This window comes from Paraperibacillus marinus, from assembly GCF_046237605.1.
Classification (GTDB): domain Bacteria; phylum Bacillota; class Bacilli; order Bacillales; family DSM-1321; genus Paraperibacillus; species Paraperibacillus marinus.
Map to the genome: position 1 here is coordinate 3380397 of NZ_CP143542.1, position 18900 is coordinate 3399296.

Annotated in this window: 17 protein-coding genes and 1 pseudogene; 5 read left to right on the top strand and 13 right to left on the bottom strand. The window is 44.9% G+C overall.

Features of this window, described 5'->3' with window-relative positions; translation table 11 throughout:
- Positions 1 to 83 precede the first annotated feature (83 nt).
- On the top strand, positions 84 to 329 hold the full coding sequence (locus V1498_RS17020; protein ID WP_409294856.1) for a hypothetical protein: 246 nt from the start codon (positions 84 to 86) through the stop codon (positions 327 to 329).
- A 52-nt stretch (positions 330 to 381) separates the two neighbouring features.
- Here the strand turns inward: V1498_RS17020 and V1498_RS17025 are convergent, their stop codons facing one another.
- The 5 genes from V1498_RS17025 to V1498_RS17045 all read right to left on the bottom strand — a co-directional run bounded on the left by V1498_RS17025 (position 382) and on the right by V1498_RS17045 (position 6037).
- Positions 382 to 2331 (bottom strand): LTA synthase family protein, encoded by a 1950-nt coding sequence (locus V1498_RS17025; protein WP_409294858.1) that lies wholly within the window; start codon positions 2329 to 2331, stop codon positions 382 to 384.
- A 363-nt stretch (positions 2332 to 2694) separates the two neighbouring features.
- Positions 2695 to 3018, bottom strand: coding sequence for a DUF1516 family protein (locus tag V1498_RS17030; protein WP_409294859.1), 324 nt, complete (start codon positions 3016 to 3018; stop codon positions 2695 to 2697).
- A gap of 219 nt (positions 3019 to 3237) precedes the next feature.
- Complete coding sequence (locus V1498_RS17035; RefSeq protein ID WP_409294861.1) at positions 3238 to 4434, bottom strand: MFS transporter; 1197 nt, start codon at positions 4432 to 4434, stop codon at positions 3238 to 3240.
- On the bottom strand, positions 4431 to 5492 hold the full coding sequence (locus tag V1498_RS17040) for an ArsR/SmtB family transcription factor (protein WP_409294862.1): 1062 nt from the start codon (positions 5490 to 5492) through the stop codon (positions 4431 to 4433). The genes V1498_RS17035 and V1498_RS17040 overlap by 4 nt, the downstream gene beginning before the upstream one ends.
- Positions 5493 to 5593: 101 nt before the next feature.
- Positions 5594 to 6037 (bottom strand): hypothetical protein, encoded by a 444-nt coding sequence (locus V1498_RS17045; RefSeq protein WP_409294864.1) that lies wholly within the window; start codon positions 6035 to 6037, stop codon positions 5594 to 5596.
- A gap of 214 nt (positions 6038 to 6251) precedes the next feature.
- Here V1498_RS17045 and V1498_RS17050 point away from each other — a divergent pair, with 214 nt between their 5' ends.
- The 3 genes and pseudogenes from V1498_RS17050 to V1498_RS17060 form a co-directional block, all read left to right on the top strand.
- The gene (locus tag V1498_RS17050; RefSeq protein ID WP_409294866.1) at positions 6252 to 6518 is read left to right on the top strand and encodes a KGG domain-containing protein; all 267 of its coding nucleotides are present in this window, start codon (positions 6252 to 6254) and stop codon (positions 6516 to 6518) included.
- Positions 6519 to 6643: 125 nt separating this feature from the next.
- Complete coding sequence (gene gsiB / locus V1498_RS17055; RefSeq protein WP_409294868.1) at positions 6644 to 7030, top strand: glucose starvation-inducible protein GsiB; 387 nt, start codon at positions 6644 to 6646, stop codon at positions 7028 to 7030.
- A gap of 60 nt (positions 7031 to 7090) precedes the next feature.
- Positions 7091 to 7294 (top strand): annotated as a pseudogene (locus V1498_RS17060) (KGG domain-containing protein); the annotation flags it as partial.
- A 55-nt stretch (positions 7295 to 7349) separates the two neighbouring features.
- On the opposite strand, the gene V1498_RS17065 reads toward V1498_RS17060, so the two are convergent.
- The 3 genes from V1498_RS17065 to V1498_RS17075 form a co-directional block, all read right to left on the bottom strand.
- Positions 7350 to 8621, bottom strand: coding sequence for a murein hydrolase activator EnvC family protein (locus V1498_RS17065; RefSeq protein WP_409294870.1), 1272 nt, complete (start codon positions 8619 to 8621; stop codon positions 7350 to 7352).
- A 219-nt stretch (positions 8622 to 8840) separates the two neighbouring features.
- Complete coding sequence (locus V1498_RS17070; RefSeq protein WP_409294871.1) at positions 8841 to 9998, bottom strand: FtsW/RodA/SpoVE family cell cycle protein; 1158 nt, start codon at positions 9996 to 9998, stop codon at positions 8841 to 8843.
- 167 nt (positions 9999 to 10165) lie between these two features.
- Positions 10166 to 10342: a hypothetical protein gene (locus tag V1498_RS17075; RefSeq protein WP_409294873.1), complete on the bottom strand. Its 177-nt coding sequence runs from the start codon at positions 10340 to 10342 to the stop codon at positions 10166 to 10168.
- Between the two features lie 158 nt (positions 10343 to 10500).
- Between V1498_RS17075 and chrA the strand changes: the two genes are divergently transcribed.
- Positions 10501 to 11682: a chromate efflux transporter gene (gene chrA / locus V1498_RS17080; RefSeq protein ID WP_409294875.1), complete on the top strand. Its 1182-nt coding sequence runs from the start codon at positions 10501 to 10503 to the stop codon at positions 11680 to 11682.
- 60 nt (positions 11683 to 11742) lie between these two features.
- On the opposite strand, the gene V1498_RS17085 is transcribed toward chrA, so the two are convergent.
- The 5 genes from V1498_RS17085 to V1498_RS17105 all read right to left on the bottom strand — a co-directional run bounded on the left by V1498_RS17085 (position 11743) and on the right by V1498_RS17105 (position 18850).
- On the bottom strand, positions 11743 to 13143 hold the full coding sequence (locus tag V1498_RS17085) for a murein hydrolase activator EnvC family protein (RefSeq protein ID WP_409294877.1): 1401 nt from the start codon (positions 13141 to 13143) through the stop codon (positions 11743 to 11745).
- Positions 13144 to 13383: 240 nt separating this feature from the next.
- Positions 13384 to 13896, bottom strand: a complete 513-nt coding sequence (locus tag V1498_RS17090) for a PCYCGC motif-containing (lipo)protein (protein WP_409294879.1) — start codon at positions 13894 to 13896, stop codon at positions 13384 to 13386.
- Positions 13897 to 13984: 88 nt separating this feature from the next.
- The gene (locus V1498_RS17095) at positions 13985 to 14665 is read right to left on the bottom strand and encodes a DUF4352 domain-containing protein (RefSeq protein ID WP_409294881.1); all 681 of its coding nucleotides are present in this window, start codon (positions 14663 to 14665) and stop codon (positions 13985 to 13987) included.
- Between the two features lie 81 nt (positions 14666 to 14746).
- A complete protein-coding gene (locus tag V1498_RS17100) occupies positions 14747 to 16117 on the bottom strand; it encodes an alkaline phosphatase (protein WP_409294883.1) in 1371 nt (456 codons plus the stop codon).
- Positions 16118 to 16435: 318 nt separating this feature from the next.
- The gene (locus tag V1498_RS17105; protein ID WP_409294885.1) at positions 16436 to 18850 is read right to left on the bottom strand and encodes a heavy metal translocating P-type ATPase; all 2415 of its coding nucleotides are present in this window, start codon (positions 18848 to 18850) and stop codon (positions 16436 to 16438) included.
- Positions 18851 to 18900 lie beyond the last annotated feature (50 nt).

Consider the following 18900-nt stretch of genomic DNA (forward strand, 5'->3'; position numbering starts at 1 on the left):
AGAAATAGCCTTATTACAAGAGAGACCTACGTTTTTATCCTGCAGATTAGGGAAAAAGTATAAAAAAACAGGAGGTCAGTATAATGGAAAACCATGAAAAGGAAGAGACATTGAAGAGTAGAAACGACAAGGACAAAGCCTTCAGGGAAAGCCAGGAAAAGCAGCTCGAGCGGGATCAGCTTCTTATGCCTGTAGATGATCTTCCACTCGAGGATATCCGTGAGGAGAAGAAGGAAGAAAGAGATGGCGAACACTCCAAGGATGAGTCCTCCAGTGAAAAAAGCATGATGCCCGGAAATAAACTTAAAAATGACTTGAACGACTACTGACTTTTAAAACAAAAAAAGCAGCCACTCTTAGAGTGGCTGCTTTCGCTATTTTCTATTCATTCCCCTGTTTTGGAGGATAAGAATAATCGTAATCTGCAGGATTTATCTTTTTAAATCCGGCTGGATCGTAGAACCTCAGGAGGTCCCCGTATACCATTTTATCTGACATTTCAAGCTCGGAGGTTGCTTGGTCCTCCAATGCTTTACATGCTTCTTTTTCTTCAAGAGGCTCACCTGTTGCATTTTGATAGCATTTTCCGTCAACTTCACTGTACTTAGGTGAGATGAAATCTCCGTTTCTGAATGGCACCAATTCCTCAAAATCTTTCGACAGGATATCTGATCCGAATTGAAGATAGTCCTTAGATTCCATTCCGAGCAGGTGCATCACAGTCGGACGGACATCAACATCGCCGCTGTACTTTTCAATGGCATTCCCTTTAACGCCGGGAACATGGATGAATAGCGGCACACGCTGCAACTGGGCGTTTTCAAAATCGGTGATTTCTTTGCCGAGCACCTCAGCCATGGCCTTGTTATGGTTTTCGGAGATGCCGTAATGGTCCCCATACATCACAACCATCGTATTGTCATAAAGGCCCGATGTCTTCAGATCATTGAAGAACTGTTCAATGGATTGGTCCATATAGTGGGCAGTCTGGAAGTACTGATTTACGACCTTGTCATCCGTCTGTGCTGCCGGGAAAGTTACATCCTCTTCATCCATATTGAATGGGAAGTGATTGGACAGCGTAATGAACTTGCTGTAAAACGGCTGTTTCAGGCTTTGAAGCAGCGGCATGGATTCCTTGAAGAACGGCTTGTCTTCCATCCCATAATTGATCGTGTTCTCTTCTGTCATGCTGTAATAGTTAGCATCAAAAAACTTATCATAACCAAAAGATTTATACATCTCTTCCCTATTCCAGAAGGACTTGTAATTGCCATGGAATACAGCGGACGTATAGCCTTTAGTCTTCAGGATACCCGGCAGTGCCTGATAGGTGTTTTGTGCTTTGGTTGTAAACACAGCCCCCTGCGGCAGCGGGTATAATGAGTTTTCCATCATGAATTCAGCGTCAGAGGTTTTTCCCTGTCCCGTCTGATGGAAGAAATTATTGAAGTAGAAAGTATTCTTATCCTTGGTCAGCGAGTTCAGGAACGGAGTCACTTCCTGGCCGTTAAGCTTATAGTCGATGATGAAGTTTTGCAGGGATTCAAGGGAAATATAAATCACATTCATGTCCTTTGCCTTGCCAAAGTACTGCTTATTAGGTTCAGCATATGAGGACTTGACCGTATTTTCAACCTCTGTAATCTGGTCAGAATCAGCCAGTGCACGCTGTGCGGAAGACTTAGTGCTTTGGATCATATCATAAACTGTATAGTTATACGTTCCTAAATATTTTACCAGATAGTTTCTATCGAACGTCCTTGTCAACAGTTCCGGGCGGTCTGTCTCAGCAAGGCCCAGGTTTACAAGGAAGATGATCACTGCCGAGGCGAACACGGCAAATACTGAACGGGCGCGCAGCCGTGCCTCGGTAATCGGCTTGACCTTCTTGAACACCAGCAGAAGCAATAAAATGATCGTGTCAAGGAAATAAAAGATATCAGTCGGGTGAATCAGGGCAGCAATGCTGTTCCCGAGGTCACCGGCGTTATTTTTTGTCTGCGTCAAGACCGGCAGGGTAATAAAGTCGTTAAAGAAGCGGTAATATGCGATGTTCGCATATAAGATAAAAGACAGAATGAAGTTGATTCCGATCAGGAGCCTATTTCTTGCTCGTCCTTTACGCAGCAGTGCAAATGCGAAGAAGAACAGTGCAGAGCTGACCGGGTTGATGAACAGCAAAAATTCCTGAATGCTGTTGCTGATTCCTAAGTTAAATTCTTGTTTGTAAGCAGCATATGTCTTTATCCAAAATAGAAATACCGCCAGATAGAAAAAAGAAAGCTTATGGCTGTACAGCTTGCTTCCTATCTTTTTTATGCCTTCCATCCAGAACATCCTCTCTAATTTTAGAACACAAAATTGGGTCTTTTTTGGAATAATACACAATTATAACCCTTTTTCGAATTCCGTCAAGGTCTTATTTACGTTGTTTTTACAATATCTTAACAATAACCTATGCTATGAAGCCCTTTAGCAATTGATGATATTTTTTTTGGTATCCGCCGCCTAGTTGATATTCATATACCTTACCGGCAGAGGTTTTGAAACCTGCAGATTTTAATTACTCAGCATATTATAGGGATTCTTCCTTAATATTGCCTTAATATTTTTCACACTGATACATTATATCGCTAACAGTCCAAGATGTCATATTTAAGCAAAAAAAAACAGCTAAAAAATAGCTGCTGATTAACTATATGCAATTCCCAGGATGGCAATCAGGATGATGATAAAAGGAATCCATAAAGCTCCATGCTTTTTCTCTTTCTTTTTGCGGATCACAAGCATTTCCATTAATCCAATAAGGATGATGGCGAGTACGCCCTTCAAAAAGAACATCCATGAATAATGGCCAAGGATCAGCATGCCGATACCGCTTCCGACCATAACGATATAAAACAGTCTCTGCAGCATCAAAGATATTTTCTGCTTATTCATGAAATAGCTGATCAAAAACAAGATGATCAGGATAGCCCAAGAAGAAGCATGAGTGTGGTATAAACCTGTTAGCATGATAAAGTTGACTCCTTTTTCGTATATGTATTGAGCTGATTAAATTCAACTTATCTTCATTATAACAACAAGCTCTGGATATGAAAAATATAGTTATGGAATATTGTCGATTATTATCCCTTTTCGTTCACAACTTTGTGATATTCCATGTTACAAATTCCTTGATGGAGCGGGAGATTTCTAAAAGTTTCGACGTGTTTCTTCTATAATATAGTACACTTACAATTCAACTTGTTTAAAGAATGGAAGCAGGTAAACAGACGCAGCTGACAGGGATATCACCCCAGCCAGGACAATGATTGCGCCGGGATCAAAATACGAAGCGGCATGCCCGGACAAGAGAGCTGCCGCCGGAATGAGCAGCCAGCCCATAAAACGGCTGATCGCCTGTACTCTTCCCAGCAGTCCAATTGGTGTCGAATTCTGCCTGATGGTTCTAATGATGGGATTAATGACTGAGGCTGCTGCGACTCCAGCCAGGTTTGCTGCACAAACAAACAGCCAGCTGCTGCTGAGCCCGAAGCAGATAATGGACAGTCCACCCAGAGCCTGGGTGATCACGAGGATTTTCTTTCTTGAAAATTTTTCAGGCAGCAGCACTGGAATGAAAGCCCCTAATAAAGCCCCGCCTCCCCCGGCACTCAAAATAAAGCCGATTTGAACATCGGATATTTGGATGCTTTTCAGGTAGATGATTATTTGGGTAAGGAACATTGTCGTCCCGAACGTTGAAATCATCAAGGCAGCATTTGTTACCAGCAGCGCCTTTGAATTTAGTACATATTGAAACCCTTCCTTTAAATCCATCAGTATGCTCTTTGCATTCATGCTTCCGTTGGCTTTACAACCAGCCTGCTCCTCCGTAATCCGGCTGACCGTCCAGGCAGAAAAGATGAAGCTTGCTGCATTGACCAGGATGGCAAGTGCCGGACTGAATAGGCTGATTAGGATACCGCCTGCAGCCGGGCCGAGGAGGATAGCTCCATTAAACAGGCTTTCGTCGATTGAATTTACCTTAAGAAGTTTATCCTTGTCTTTGACTAATGATGGAATGACAGCAAATCCAGCCGCATTATGCAGCAGCGAAAACAGGCCAGAAGCCAGTGCAGCAATAGCGATATGCCAGAAGGATAGTATATGGGCGTAGTACAGTAAACCGACTGCTCCGAGAATCAGCGCCCGTACTGCATCGCACAAAATGATAATTCTCTTTCTTTGAAAGCGGTCTGCAATCACCCCGGCAAAGGGATACAAATATAGCGGAAGTTTTTCAGCTGCCGCTGTAATTCCCATGGCAATGGGTGATGCGGTGAGCTCATATACTAAAAGCGGGAGGGCAAGCATATAAATTTGATCTCCAAAAAAAGAGATGAACTTCCCCCCTAAGAATGCAGGAACAGCCGGCAGCCGCTTCATTTATCATCCTCCGGCTGCTTTAAGAAATCCAGCAGCTCCCCTTCAATATTCCGTATGGCAGCAACATTCACATGGTATTTTCCTTCTGAAGAAATAATCAGTCTTGCTGCCCGCATCTGTTGTAAATGATGATGCAGCGACGTCTTGGGAATGCCAAGTCTTTCCTGGAGCTCCTGCAGACCCTGTTCTTTTTCTGCGGCAAGCTTCAGTATTTTAAGCCTCAGAGGATCTCCAAGCAGTTTAAAGGTTTGCACCATGCGGCTGTCTGGTTCATATTCATCCTCATCCTCCTGAAAGCTGCGGTCTGCAGCAGGATAAAAGATGCATTTAGTACGGGGCAAATCACAGATAAGGTTCCACGGCCGGTATGTAATCTGGGGAACCAGGACTACCTTGTAGAGTCCAGGCTGCTGGGGTACCTTCATCCCCATCGCCGCCTTTTCTACAGCCTGCTCGGGGGCCGCCTCCCGATTCTGCCTTACTTTTGCTTCATAGTCCTTTTTTAGAATGGCTTGCAGCCTTGTTTCCTGATGTTGGATCACTTCTTTGTACCACAGCTCCATTACGCGGCAAAGATGCGTCTTTACTTCTTCAGCATTTGTGTCCGATAAGTACCGGATATACTCCGGAAAGAATGAGTGCTCCCTGGCGGCAGTTATGTATGCTTGAAGGTCCTCATCACTGCCCTTAGCAGCCTTCAGCCGGATCGGTTCTGCCTCTTCCCCAATGTAAGGATAAACCTGTAAGTAAAAGTGATCATCTGCGAGATTCATGACATTATTCCTGAACGATTCCAAATCCTTACTATCATTCTGCAAAAGCAGCAGAAGCAGACTTTTCCACGTGTTATGTTGTGTTACTTTTGTAAGCTCTTCCGCAAGGTCCCTACCAAGAATGAAATCCTGATTCAGCCAATAACAGCTGGTTTTATCCAGGGAATCATGAATATCCTTGTAAGTATAGGAAGCAATGCCAAGCGCACATTCAAAAAGAAGGGAATACGTCACTTCAACCTTATACGTCTTTTGACCAGAATTTAAAAAATTTATCATTTTCATACTATCACCCCTATGAAGGATGATAGCATAGTTCGAATATCCAATTCAATATTTTTCGTACAATGAATTCTGTTTTATTCGAACAATAAAAAAAAGCCCTTTCAAACAAGGGCTTTTTCTCCATGCATCTCTAATGCTTCATTCCTGATCTTGGTAAATAAACGTTCATCCAGGTCATATACAATTTCCCTGGCGATATCCCAGGCTTTTTCCTCCGCAAGCCTGATCAGGCCCTCAGATTCAGTTTCATTACCTTCATATATATGAAGCATTTCCGCCAGCTCTTCCAGATCTTCGTCCAGCGCATGCCCCAGCTCATGGGCAAGAACTATAGCATAATAATTTAAGAAATCTGTTCCGCTTCCTAATAACTGCAAGCACTGTTCCCAGACAGTATCTATATACATTGTAATCGTTCGGGTGCCGACATTAAACTTCCCACCGACCAGGCGGCCGCCAGGAAAGCGTTTTTCCAATAACACCGGTATCGACAACCCACACCTGTCGAGCAATTCAGCTGTTATTCCTTCAATGGTTTCATTCATTTATCTGCACTCTTTCTTACTTTTTTAGGAAAATGAATTTTATTTTATATCCTATATCGGAATAATTCAAGAAACATTTAGCGATTGCTAAAAATTAGCTGACGATTCTAAATACCTTTTAATTGGTAATACTTGGGATTCTTTTCGAGTTTAAAGTCTTTAGAGGCGGATATATATAGACTGTAAGACAAATTATTATGAGGAGTGGATTTGCATGGCTGAAAAAGATAATAAAAAAATGTCTGTAGAAGAAGCTGGCCGTATGGGCGGGGAAGCTACTTCACGTAATCACGACAAAGATTTTTATCAGGAAATCGGCAAAAAAGGCGGAGAAGCTACATCAGAAAATCATGATAAAGAGTTTTACCAGGAAATTGGAAAAAAAGGCGGAGAAGCCACTTCCCAAAATCATGATAAAGAATTTTATCAGGAAATTGGCGAAAAAGGCGGAGAAGCCCGTAACAACAACCGAAAAAATTAAACCTTTTTTTTATGGAGAACGTAGAACTTTTTTACTAGCTTCTCCATTATGAATCCGTTTATAACAACACATTATGCCAATGGAACACTTTTTATGAGAATTCATTTAAAAGGAGTGCTGACAACATGGCGGAAAAAAATAATAATCGAAAAATGACTACCGAAGAAGCTGGACGTATGGGCGGAGAGGCCACTTCCAAGAATCATGACAAGGATTTCTATCAGGAAATCGGAAAAAAAGGCGGAGAGGCCACTTCTGACAACCATGACAAAGATTTCTATCAGGAAATTGGAAAAAAAGGCGGAGAGGCTACTTCTGACAACCATGACAAGGATTTCTACCAGGAAATCGGAAAAAAGGGCGGAGAAGCCACTTCTAATAACCATGATAAGGATTTCTACCAGGAAATCGGAAAAAAAGGCGGAGAAGCCACTTCCGAGAACCATGGCCGTGAGTTCTATGAAGAGATTGGGGAAAAAGGCGGCAACGCACGAAACAATAACCGGAATTGATCCTTTTAAAAGGATCGCTTACTTAGAATATTAAACTATATTATACAGGAGGAGATTAAAATGGCAAACAATAATAATAATGGCAAGATGAGTGTGGAAGAAGCTGGACGCAAAGGCGGAGAAACTACTGCCAGGAATCATAATAAGGACTTCTATCAGGAAATCGGAAAAAAGGGCGGAGAAGCCACTTCTGAAAACCATGATCGTGAGTTTTATGAAGAAATCGGAAAAAAAGGCGGAGAAGCCCGCAATAACAACAATAATAATTAATGATCTGCAAGAAAGCACCTCATCGGATGAGGTGCTTTCTTTCTGTTTGTTAAAATGGCACAATTCCAATAGGATTTAATGCATTCGTTTTATTTTGATTCCATGGACCCTGATGCAATTCGAAATGCAGGTGCTGTCCTCGCGATTCTCCTGTATTGCCCATCACCCCGATTTGCTGTCCCTTCGCTACTACTTGACCGGTGCCGGCATATCTTGCCTTAAGGTGCGCATAAACAGTGGTATACACTTTCCCTTTGATGGAATGTGTAACAAAAATCACGTTACCGTAGCTTGAGGACAGATAGGATTTGCTTACCACTCCATCCGCTGCTGAAACAACCGTGACATTGGAGCCTGAATTGGCGATGTCCACACCCATATGGCGCCCGCCGCTGCGAGGACCAAAATTAGATGAAAGAATTCCGCTGGCAGGGGTAGTGAAAGTGCCGCTAGAAATGGAAGGCCTCACTGCTGTGCCTGATACAGCTGTCCCGGAAACAGAAGCCATTGCTGCTTCCTCCGCCGCCCGTTTCCTTGCTGCCTCCAGCTCTGCCAGCCTCTTCTTCTCAAGCGTAATAGCCTGTTGAATGGCGGCCGCCTGTGCGGTCAGGAGTTCTTCCTCTTCCTTCAAGTCCATCTTATGGCTATGGGTCTCCTGCTCTTGCTTTCTAAGCTTTTTTATCAACTCTTTTTTGCTTGCCTTCTGCCTGTTCTGCTGGGCCTGCAGGTTTTTGAGATCCTCAAGCATGGTCTGCAGGGAAGCACGTTCTTCCTTCAGCTTCTCTTCCCTTTTTTCCAGCTCTTTCTGATCTTCCTCCTGCTCACGGATGATGTCCCGGTCTGCCTCCATGATGGCAGACACCGCAGAAACTCTCTCCAGGAAGTTGCCAAAACTTTTTGCACCGAGAATCACTTCCAGATAATCCGCATTGCCCCCGTTCTGCTGCATGGCCCGCGCCCGCTCCTTGAGAAGCTCCTCCCTTTTTTGGATTCTGTCCATGATGATGAGGATTTCCGAATTGAGTTCTTCTATCTTCTTGTTTGCCTCTTCAATTTTTTTCGTTTTATCTTCAATCCGTGCGGCTGTTTCGAGAAGCTTTTTATTGAGATCCTCGATTTCTTCTACAAGGGTTTTCTGCTGGCCCTGAAGGTTTTGGATCCTGTTTTCGGCAGCATGTATGCCGGATTGCACCTTATTTTGCTGTGTTTCGATTTTTTTCTTTTTCACCTGCATATCAGTGAGTGACGCTGCAGCCGCAGCCGGATTCACAAGTCCTGTTACTAGAAGGGCTGCCATGATCAATGCGACTATTTTTCTCAAAACTTTCCCCCGCCTATTTCTATAGTTATCTATTTCGCTTTTAAATGCTAAAATCCCCAAAAATATTGGGTAAACTTACACGTTTATCCAATTTACTAGACTATTATACCACGCACTTTGTCGGGAAATGTTTCAAATATATTTCAATTTCATAGATTGCCCATACTTTTTGAATGCAAGAAAAAGCAGCACACCGAGCTGGCGTGCTGCTTTCTGGTATTATAGGCTTTCTTTTTTCTTAAGATTCATTTTCATTATAACGTTTTGGTAGATGCCCATTGAGGCCATCAGCAAAATAAGTGAGGAGCCGCCGTAGCTGATAAATGGCAGCGTTATGCCCGTGATAGGCAGAAGGCCGGTTGCACCTCCCAGATTAATCATAACCTGTATGCCAATCATGGAGGATATGCCGATCAAAAGCAGGCTGCCAAATGCATCCTTGCATCTTGCCGCAAGCAGAAAGCCCCGAAGGACTATAAACCCAAGCCCGCCCAGCACAAGGGCAACCCCGAAAAAGCCAAGCTCTTCCGCAATGATCGAAATGATGAAATCTGTGTGTGATTCAGGGAGATAGCCGTATTTCTGGATACTCTGCCCAAGTCCGAGACCCTTGACTCCGCCAGAGCCAATCGCAAGAAGGGAATTAGCCAGATGGTAGCCTTCGTCCTGTTCCGTTTTGAATGGTTCCTTCAAGCCTGTGAATCTGGATACCCGTTCTTCGGACACTACTGTAGAGTAATTCCCGGTGACCAATACGACAAGCCCGATGACTGCAACACCGATTGCGAGAATGGAGGCAATCTTTGACAGGCTTTTCAGCGACATCCCGGATGACATCAAAATGGTTCCCGCAATGGCTGCGATAATGGCGACATTTCCATAATCGGGCTGGATTGCTATGAAAAAGCAGATGGTCAAAAGGAAAATCATGGTAGGCATTACTGCTTTATCAATGTTATTAATCTTGTCCTGCCTCTTGGAATAGATAGCAGCGAGATAGATGATCACTGCGAGTTTTGCCACCTCGGCCGGCTGAAGGTTAAATCCTCCCAGGGCAAGCCAGCTCTGGGCGTTCCCTGCCGAACGTCCGAATACAAATACTAGCAGCAGCAAACCGATGGTGCCGCCCATCATAGTAAGCAGAAATCTGGGATGTTTATAGAGCTGATACGGGAAAAACATGGTTACCAGCATACAAAGAAAAGCTGCGATAAAAGCAACTTTCTGCCTCTCATAAAAGTGATCGGCCGAATAGCCCCAGCGGGCCACTGCCGTTATCATGCTGGAACTGTAAACCATAAGCAGTCCAAACAAACAAAGAACTATAACCGTAAAAAATACCGGATAATCATATGCTTTCAATATTTTTTTCAACATTTGATGTTTTCTTCCCTCTTTAATCGATTGCTCTTACTGCTAAGAGTCTATAAAACTAATCTTACCATAGATTGTATCGGTTTTTTTATTACAAATTCATTAATAGCCCTTTTGCTCCTTATTAAAGGAGCTGTCCTTTTTGGACAGCCCCCTGTGGTGCAAGCTATTCAATTGCCCTGGTAATCATCCTTGATCCGGTTATGATCAGGATTATCCCCCATCTTTTCATAAAGATCGTTATTGTTCAGCCCATTATCATTCTCTTCAGCCTCCCTGGAGTATTCCTTGCCAGGTTTCGCACTTGATCCTTTTTCTTCCTTGTTATCATTGTTATGCTGCTGCATATGAACCCCACTCCTTTATTTATGGTTTCTCTTCTACTTTTACCTCTTGGCGCCATAGCCAAACAAATTAACATTTATTTAAAACAATCGTTATATTCGTTTTGATACAATATGGAAAGGCTATAATCATTTATAACAAAAAAAAAAGGAGCAGGTGCATGAATAAACACATCAATAATAGAATGCTGGAAATCTTCCTGGTTTCCCTCCGGCTTGGTTTGACTTCATTCGGAGGGCCCATTGCCCATCTGGGCTATTTCCACGAAGAATATGTCCGGCGCAGAAAGTGGATTGATGAGAAGGCCTATGCGGATCTCATCGCCCTCTGCCAGTTCCTTCCCGGTCCGGCCAGCAGCCAGGCGGGGATTGGCATCGGGATGATCAGGGGCGGAATTGGCGGCGGTATCATGGCCTTTTTGGGGTTTACACTTCCCTCTGCCATTGCGCTCATCCTATTTGCCTTGTATGTAACCGAGTGGAGTGCAGCAGAGGCAGGATGGATTCACGGATTAAAAATTGTGGCTGTCGCCGTGGTAGCACATGCAATTCTTGGGATGGCACCCAAGCTTGCTTCAGGTTCTATAGAAAAAACCATTGCCCTCTTCTCCCTGATAGCCGTGCTTCTCTGGCCGGCAGCAGTCACCCAGCCCGCCATTATCGTGATTTCTGGACTAATGGGATATGTTTTGCTTAAATCTTCTGGAGAAAAGACAGCCGATTCCGTAGAACTTCCCATCTCGAGGCGATCAGGAATTATCTTTCTTATCGTATTTGCAGCACTGCTGATTCTGCTGCCGGTGTTAAGAAATGTTTCTTCCAGCCAATGGCTTGCCATGGCAGACAGCCTGTACCGTTCCGGTTCACTCGTATTTGGAGGCGGGCATGTGGTGCTTCCACTTCTGGAGCGGGAATTTGTCCCGGCAGGCTGGCTTGATAAAGAAACATTCCTTGCCGGCTATGGGGCAGCCCAGGCCGTTCCTGGTCCCCTCTTTACCTTTGCGGCATACCTGGGGGCTGTGAAGGGCGGCTGGTCCGGCGGCCTGCTTGCGGTATTTTCTATTTTTCTCCCGGCCTTCTTGCTCGTCGCAGGATCACTCCCCTTCTGGAATTCCCTTAGAAGTTCAGAGAGCATCCGGGGTGCTCTTGCTGGAGTGAACGCCGCAGTCGTGGGAATCCTGGCTGGTGCCCTTTATGATCCCATTTGGACGAGCACCATCCGATCATCCCTGGACTTTGCTTTTGCTGCGCTGCTGTTCGGGATGCTTGCCTTCTGGAAGTTTCCTTCCTGGGCGGTAGTGATTGCCGGCGCACTGGGCGGATGGCTGCTGAGTATGATTTAACTCACTGAACACAAAAAAAAATCTGGCAGCGGTGCTGCCAGATTTTTTTTGACTTACCTATTAAAATGGTACGATTCCGATCGGGTTGACCGCATTCGATTTAGCTGCATTCCATTCACCGCGATGCAGTTCGAAATGAAGATGCTGGCCTGTCGATTGGCCTGTGTTCCCCATGACACCGATCTGCTGGCCCTTTGCCACTACCTGGCCGGTGCTGACCGAAAAGCTTTGCATGTGGGCATATACAGTCGTATACACTTGTCCATTAATGGAATGTGAGACAAATACAACATTGCCATAACTGCTTGATGTATAAGCACGGCTTACTACCCCGTCAGCTGCCGACATGACTGGAACGTAGCCCCTTGCAGCAATATCAACGCCCATATGCTTGGTTCCCCATCTTGCTCCATAGTTCGAAGAAAGGGCCCCTGCTGCAGGTCTTGTAAAGTTCCCGCTTGATACAGCAGGACTTGGTGCTGGTTCTGGTGCATGGTACGTTTCTTTTGGAGCTGATTTGTATGTTCTCTTCGGCTCACTGGCTGAAGATGATTTCGCTCTTTGTTCTGCCTGTGCAGCTGCTTGGGCAGCTTTTTGTCTTGCCGCTTCTGCAGCCTGCTGCTTCGCTGCTTCTGCCGCACGCTGTTTCGCTTCTTCAGCCGCACGCTTTCGGGCAGCAGCCAGTTCAGCCTGTCTTGTTTTTTCCAGGTTGATGGCCTGCTGTATAGAAGACTCCTGGGCTGAAAGCAGTTCCTCCTGCTCCTTCAGATCCATCTGGTGTGAATGAGTTTCTTCTTCTTTATGCTTTAGCTGTTTCATTAAGCGGCTTAATTCAACAACCTGACCCTTCTGCTTGGCCTTCATGGCTTTAAGATCATTAAGCATATTTTGGAGGCTGACAGCTTTATCTTCTGCCTGCTGCTGACTCTGCTCCAGCTTCTTTTTGTCTTCTTCCTGCTGGCGGAGGATTTCCTGGTCTGCATCCATGATGGTCGCAACTGCGTTCACTCTTTCAAGAAAATCGCCGAAGCTTTTAGAGCCAAGGATAACTTCCAGATAATCGGCATTGCCGCCGCTCTGCTGCATGGAACGAGCCCTTTCCTTCAACAGTTCTTCACGCTGGGCCATACGTTTCTTAATGATGGTAATTTCTTTTTTCAGCTGAGCGAGCTCAGCCTTCACTTCTTTAATCTCTACGTTTTTCTTGTCAATTTGAGCGGTTGTTTCATTAATAGCATCGGTCAGGATCTGGATTTTCTCTGCAGTTGTGGCCTGCTTGCCTTGAAGGCTTTTTATTGTTTGTTCAGCTTGATTGATTCCAGAATTGACTTTGCTTTTTTTCTGCTGTACTTCCTGCTTTTTTTGTTCCATCTGATTGATAGTTGAAGCCTGTACAGGCGGGACAACGCTCATCAGGCCCAATCCGGCAACCAGTGAAACTTTAAGTAAACTGTTTTTCAATTATTTCCCCTCTATCCTCTATATATTTATCTCTATCTAAACCGTTAATTTTATTAATCTTTTATTTATATAAATTGTTTTGTTTTTAGCAATAGGTTGATTATAACAAAATAAACCGCTATTAAAATTACAATTATATTTCATTTGGATTAAAACACACTTAATAAAGTTTAATTTTTAGATGAGACGTGTCTTTTCTACTAGAATGAGCAAAAAGGGCCAAGAAAGATAAAAAGCCCTTTAGAGGGCTTCAACTGGCGGGGTGGGTGTTGGCTTTGCAAATCCTTTTTGATATTTTGCATCAACCTGCTTCCGGATTTCTTCTATTGTTTTTCCATCCTGGAGATCGATGATGGATTGTGCAGCGATTTCCATGCAGACGCCACAGCGTGTGGCATGGTCATCCCAAACTATATTTCCATTATCTTTTTTTTCATAGATAAAACAGTCATAATTGCTTTTATGCCCTGCCTCCTCGCCGCAGCCGCAATAGCATGGCATCTGCTCAAGCAGCTTTTGGTTCTGTGACACAGCAAGATAAAGCATCTGCATGTCCTCAGGCTTTTCGGCAAGAAACGCTGGCTTTGTATCCTTTTTCGTTTCCACCCTGAGATCGCCCGCCGTATGTTCTGCATGAATCTCTTCAGCCTTATGCTTGTGACTGCTCTCTTTTTGTGTGTTTTCTTCAGTACCGCACCCGGATAATAAAAAAGCGGTTGAAAAAACAGCGATGGCAGTATTTTTGATATTCATAGTGTTAACACTCCCTGAAACTGGCATTATCACTATCATACTGGTTTTGAACTCTATTTTTCAAGCAGCGCGGCAGGGTGACCTCCCCCTACTTCATTGGAATCTTGATTGTCACAGCATCTGCGATCTTTTTATGCGTCGGACCGAGCACATCGCTCGTTGTCAGTTCGATCCATCGGACCCCGTTTTTTCCCTGCTCCAAAATCATCCCCATCGCACCTTGCTTTGAGCCGCCTGGCTTTATGCTTCCATTCAAATATTCAATATAGAAGTCATCTTCAAATGTTTTCTTTTCTCCATTGCTTGTCTTAAGGGCAGCGACTGGTCCAAAGTGAACCGTTTCTTTCCCCTTGTTCACCATTTCAACTTCTGTTTTTACGTAAGTAAAGTCTTCATAGTTTTCTGTGTACGGATGGAAATAATCCATAAGAGAATACACTGGCATATTACGCATAACCTTTACATTCTTTATCTTCATTTCAATGGAACCGATTTTATATACCTTGTTTACTGAAGCGATGCCCTTTAACTCCATCTCCCCTTTTTCATCACTGATGGTCTGCCCCTTTTTTAACAGGGATGTGTCATCGGGAACCTGAGGATTTGGCACATATACATCATTGAGTGACTTTGCCCTGTCCTTACTGGACACCTTTTTTTCAGTCTGTTCCTGCTTTTCTTTTGCTGAAGCATCCAACGTTTTCTCCTTATCCAAGCTGCAGCCGGCGAGCAGGCTGGAAGAAATCAGGAGCATAATGAGTTTTTTCATATAAGCATCCCCTTTTATCCCTGGATTAAATGTAAAGAAAATTTCCCGCAGGAAGCATGCCTCCAAGCGGGAATTTTGCTTTTATCGGTTTCTTTTTAAGATATTGAAAATATTTTTGGCCTGATCTGTATTATCCAGCTTTCCGGTAAAGAGTTCTTTGCCCGGGCCAAAAGCATATACGTTTACATCCTCGCCGGTATGGCCTCCCGTGGTCCAGCCTGTAACCGAACGATTATCGATAATTGCCTCTATTGAATTATCGATGTCCAGAACTTTTTTAGTCTGGGCTGCATTCTTTACAGATTGAATTTCTTCAGGTGTTATTTCCAGCTTCAAGTAGCTATTCAAGGTCTTTTCAACGTCTGCACCTTTGGCAATCTGCTCAGCCATCCAATCCGGAGTGCGTTTTGCTGCCGCTACCGGAGCTCCGAACCAGTTATAATTCCCTTTGGCACCGATTGAATAGCCGCCTGTTGAGTGGTCGGCAGTTGCCACCACCAATGTATGCTTGTCCTTCTTGGCAAACTCTATTGCCTTTTTGAATGCCTTCTCGAAGTCTTCCATTTCACTCATAGCGCCTACGATATCATTGTCATGGCCGGCCCAGTCAATCTGGCTGCCTTCCACCATCAGGAAGAAACCGTCCTTGTCTTTATTCAGTTTATTCAGTGCAGTGTTCGTCATATCCGCGAGTGAAGGCATGGAAGAATCGCGGTCAATCATTTTTGGCATGCCGCCGGGAGCAAACAGCCCAAGGGTGTGTGTGCCCCTGTCCTTCAGCATTTCCTGCTTGTTCGTAACAACCGAATAACCGTGTTTCTTGAATTCCTTTGTCAAATCCCGGTCCTGCCTGATGAAGTTGCCGGATCCGCCTCCCAGCATAACATCGATCTTGTGCTCGCCTTTGATCATTTCATCAAAATAATCGTCTGCTATGGCATTCATATTCTTGCGGTTTGCATCATGCGCACCATAGGATGCAGGCGTTGCATGCGTAATTTCTGAAGTCGCAACCAGACCGGTCGATTTCCCGTTTTCCTTGGCTGACTCAAGCACAGTCTTTACAGAGGAACCGTCATTATCCACGCCGATTGCAGCATTATAGGTTTTGACGCCTGCACTCATTGCGGTTGCAGCCGCGGCTGAGTCCGTTACATTTTGTTCCGGATCTTCCGGGTAGGTCATTTGCTGCCCTGTCAGATATTTATCAAACTCAGTAGTTTCAACAGCCTTTGTGTTTGGATTGTCTTTTAAGTATCGATAGGCGGATGTATAGGAAACTCCCATTCCATCACCAATCAAAAAGATGACATTTTTGATTTCCGGTGTTTTTTCCGTTTTTGCTTTTGCCTGTACATCATCGACAGCCAGCGAACCATACAGGGAACCTAAGGCTACCGTGGATAATACAGCAATCGGAAGCAGCTTTTTCTTAAGACTCTTATTTAACAATGGGACACCCTCCTACTATTTACTATTACAGCTATAATCTTAAATTAATAGTGTTAAGAGGAAGTTAAGGGTATGTAAAAGCTTTTTTGATAAAGCATTAAGAATATTTAACAAAAAACCAACATGAGGTTTCTGCTCACAACCCATGCATGGAAAAGAACACAGAGAATAGCAGGAACAAACACAATAAGGCGGTGGAGCGGAACAAGACACACCAGGAATGCCAGGAAAATGCATGATGTGCCCATCCAGGAAGCCTTTTTATCCATGAAGCTCCGCCCCTTTTCCACAGAAAAAAGAAACAGGACGCCCTGTTTCTCATAATTTTATCCTTTGAAGCCTGAGTGCATTTACCACCACGGACACAGAGCTTACGGCCATGGCTGCCCCGGCAACCCATGGTGCCAGCAGCCCTACTGCTGCGATAGGTATGCCAATCACGTTGTAGGCAAATGCCCAGAATAAATTCTGTTTGATGTTCCGGATTGTTTTCCTGCTCATATACAAAGCATCGGCTATAGATTGCAGGTCCCCGCTGATCAGTGTGATATCACTGGCTTCCATTGCAATATCAGTTCCTGTTCCAAGAGCCATCCCTATATCAGCCGCAGCAAGTGCCGGGGCGTCATTGATTCCGTCACCGACCATTGCGGTTCTGCGGCCCTGCTGCTGAAGTTTCTTGATCTCTTCTGCCTTTCCTTCCGGCAGGACTTCGGCTATCAGGTGATCTATGCCTGCTTCCCTGGCGATGGTGCGGGCAGTTCTTTCGTTGTCCCCTGTGATCATGATAATCTCTATATCCAATTCCTTCAGGCGCTGGACCGCTTCTCTTGATGTTTCTTTAATTGTATCTGCAACGGCAATCATGCCGGCATATTCCCCATCCACGCTCACCAGCATGACCGTTTTGCCTTTTTCTTCAAGACCTTCCATTATGGATTCAGCTCCTACGGTGGATGCACCGGCTTCAGCCATCAGCCTCTTTGTTCCAATCCATATTTTGTGTCCGCCCGCTTCGGCTTTCACTCCAAATCCGGGAACCGCCGCAAACTGATCAGCTTTTGCAAGCCCAATGCCTCTCTCCTGGATGCCACGGACAATGGCCTTTGCCAGCGGATGCTCGGACTGTTCCTCAATGGCACCCACCCATGACAGGAATTCTTCTTCTTTATACTTATCCTGAACGAGGATATCCGTCAATTCCGGTTCGCCTTTAGTAATCGTTCCGGTTTTATCCAATATGACCGTATCGATACGGTGTGCCAATTCAAGATGCTCCCCGCCCTTAAAGAGAATGCCTGATTCAGCAGCCCTGCCTGAACCTGCCATGATAGAAACAGGGGTTGCGAGACCCAGGGCACAAGGACAGGCGATCACAAGAACGGCAATCAGTTTTTCAAGAGCCTCTGCGAAGTTTCCCGGGCTGATCCAGAGAAACCAGACCAGGAACGTCATAATGGCAATCGTGACAACAATCGGTACGAAAATGCCAGAAATCCTGTCTGCCAGCCTCTGAATCGGAGCTTTGGAACCCTGTGCCTCCTCTACAACCCTGATGATCTGTGAAAGGGCTGTATCCCGGCCCACCTTCAATGCCTTTATTTTTAAAGAGCCATTGATATTGATGGTGGCACCGATGACAGAATCTCCTGGAGACTTATCGACAGGAATACTTTCACCTGTCAGCATGGATTCGTCAATCGATGAAACGCCTTCCAGAATCTCCCCATCAACCGGCACCTTTTCACCCGGTTTAATGAAAAGAATATCCCCTGCCGCCACTTCCTCCAAAGGAAGCTCCACCTTCCTGCCGTCCCGGAGGACCACAGCCGTTTTTGCCTGCAATCCCATCAGCTTCTTGATGGCATCTGAAGACCTGCCCTTCGCTTTTGCTTCTAACAGCTTTCCCAGGATAATGAGCGTAATCAGAATGGCACTTGTCTCGTAATAAAGCTGCGGCATATGGCCGTGTCCGCCAATACCCTTCAAGGTTTCATACAGACTGTAAAAATAGGCGGCACTTGTTCCAAGCGCGACCAGAACATCCATATTTGCACTCTTATTCCTCAGAGCTTTATAGGCGCCTATATAAAAAGGCATGCCGATGATGAGCTGCACAGGCGTGGCTAACGCAAGCTGTACCCATGGATTCATCAGCATTTCTGGAAGATAGATGAAAGATGTGAATGAAAAGTGGCTGACCATCGCCCACAGGAACGGAAGAGACAGGATGGCCGATACCATCAGCCTCAACTGCTGCTTTCTTACTTCCCGCAGACGCCGGTCAGCAGCATTCTCTTCATTTTCTTCCGGTACTGCCCCGTAACCCAGTTTCTCCACTTTTTTTATGATGTCACCGGTACCGGTTGCAGAAGGGTTATATTCCACTGTGGCGCTCTCAAGAGCCAGGTTAACAGAAGCACTGCTGACTCCTTCCATTTTCCTAAGGCCCTTTTCTATTCGGGATGCACAGGCCGCACAGGTCATACCTGAAATGCTGAACTGTTTTTTCTCGAGAATCGGCTCGTAGCCCAGATCCTTGATTTTTTGTTCAAGATCCCGTTCAGTAAGCTTTGCGGAGTCATAGGTAATTTTAGAACTTTCAAGAGCCAGATTGACGGCTGCCTCCTCAACTCCCTCGAGCTTCCGCAGCCCTTTCTCAATCCTTACGGCACAAGCCGCACAAGTCATGCCTGATATTCCAATCTGGCTTTCCTTTAGTTTTTGATTCATCGTTCTCACCTCTTATATAGGGGTAGGGGGTATATTTTTGTGTTAAGAGA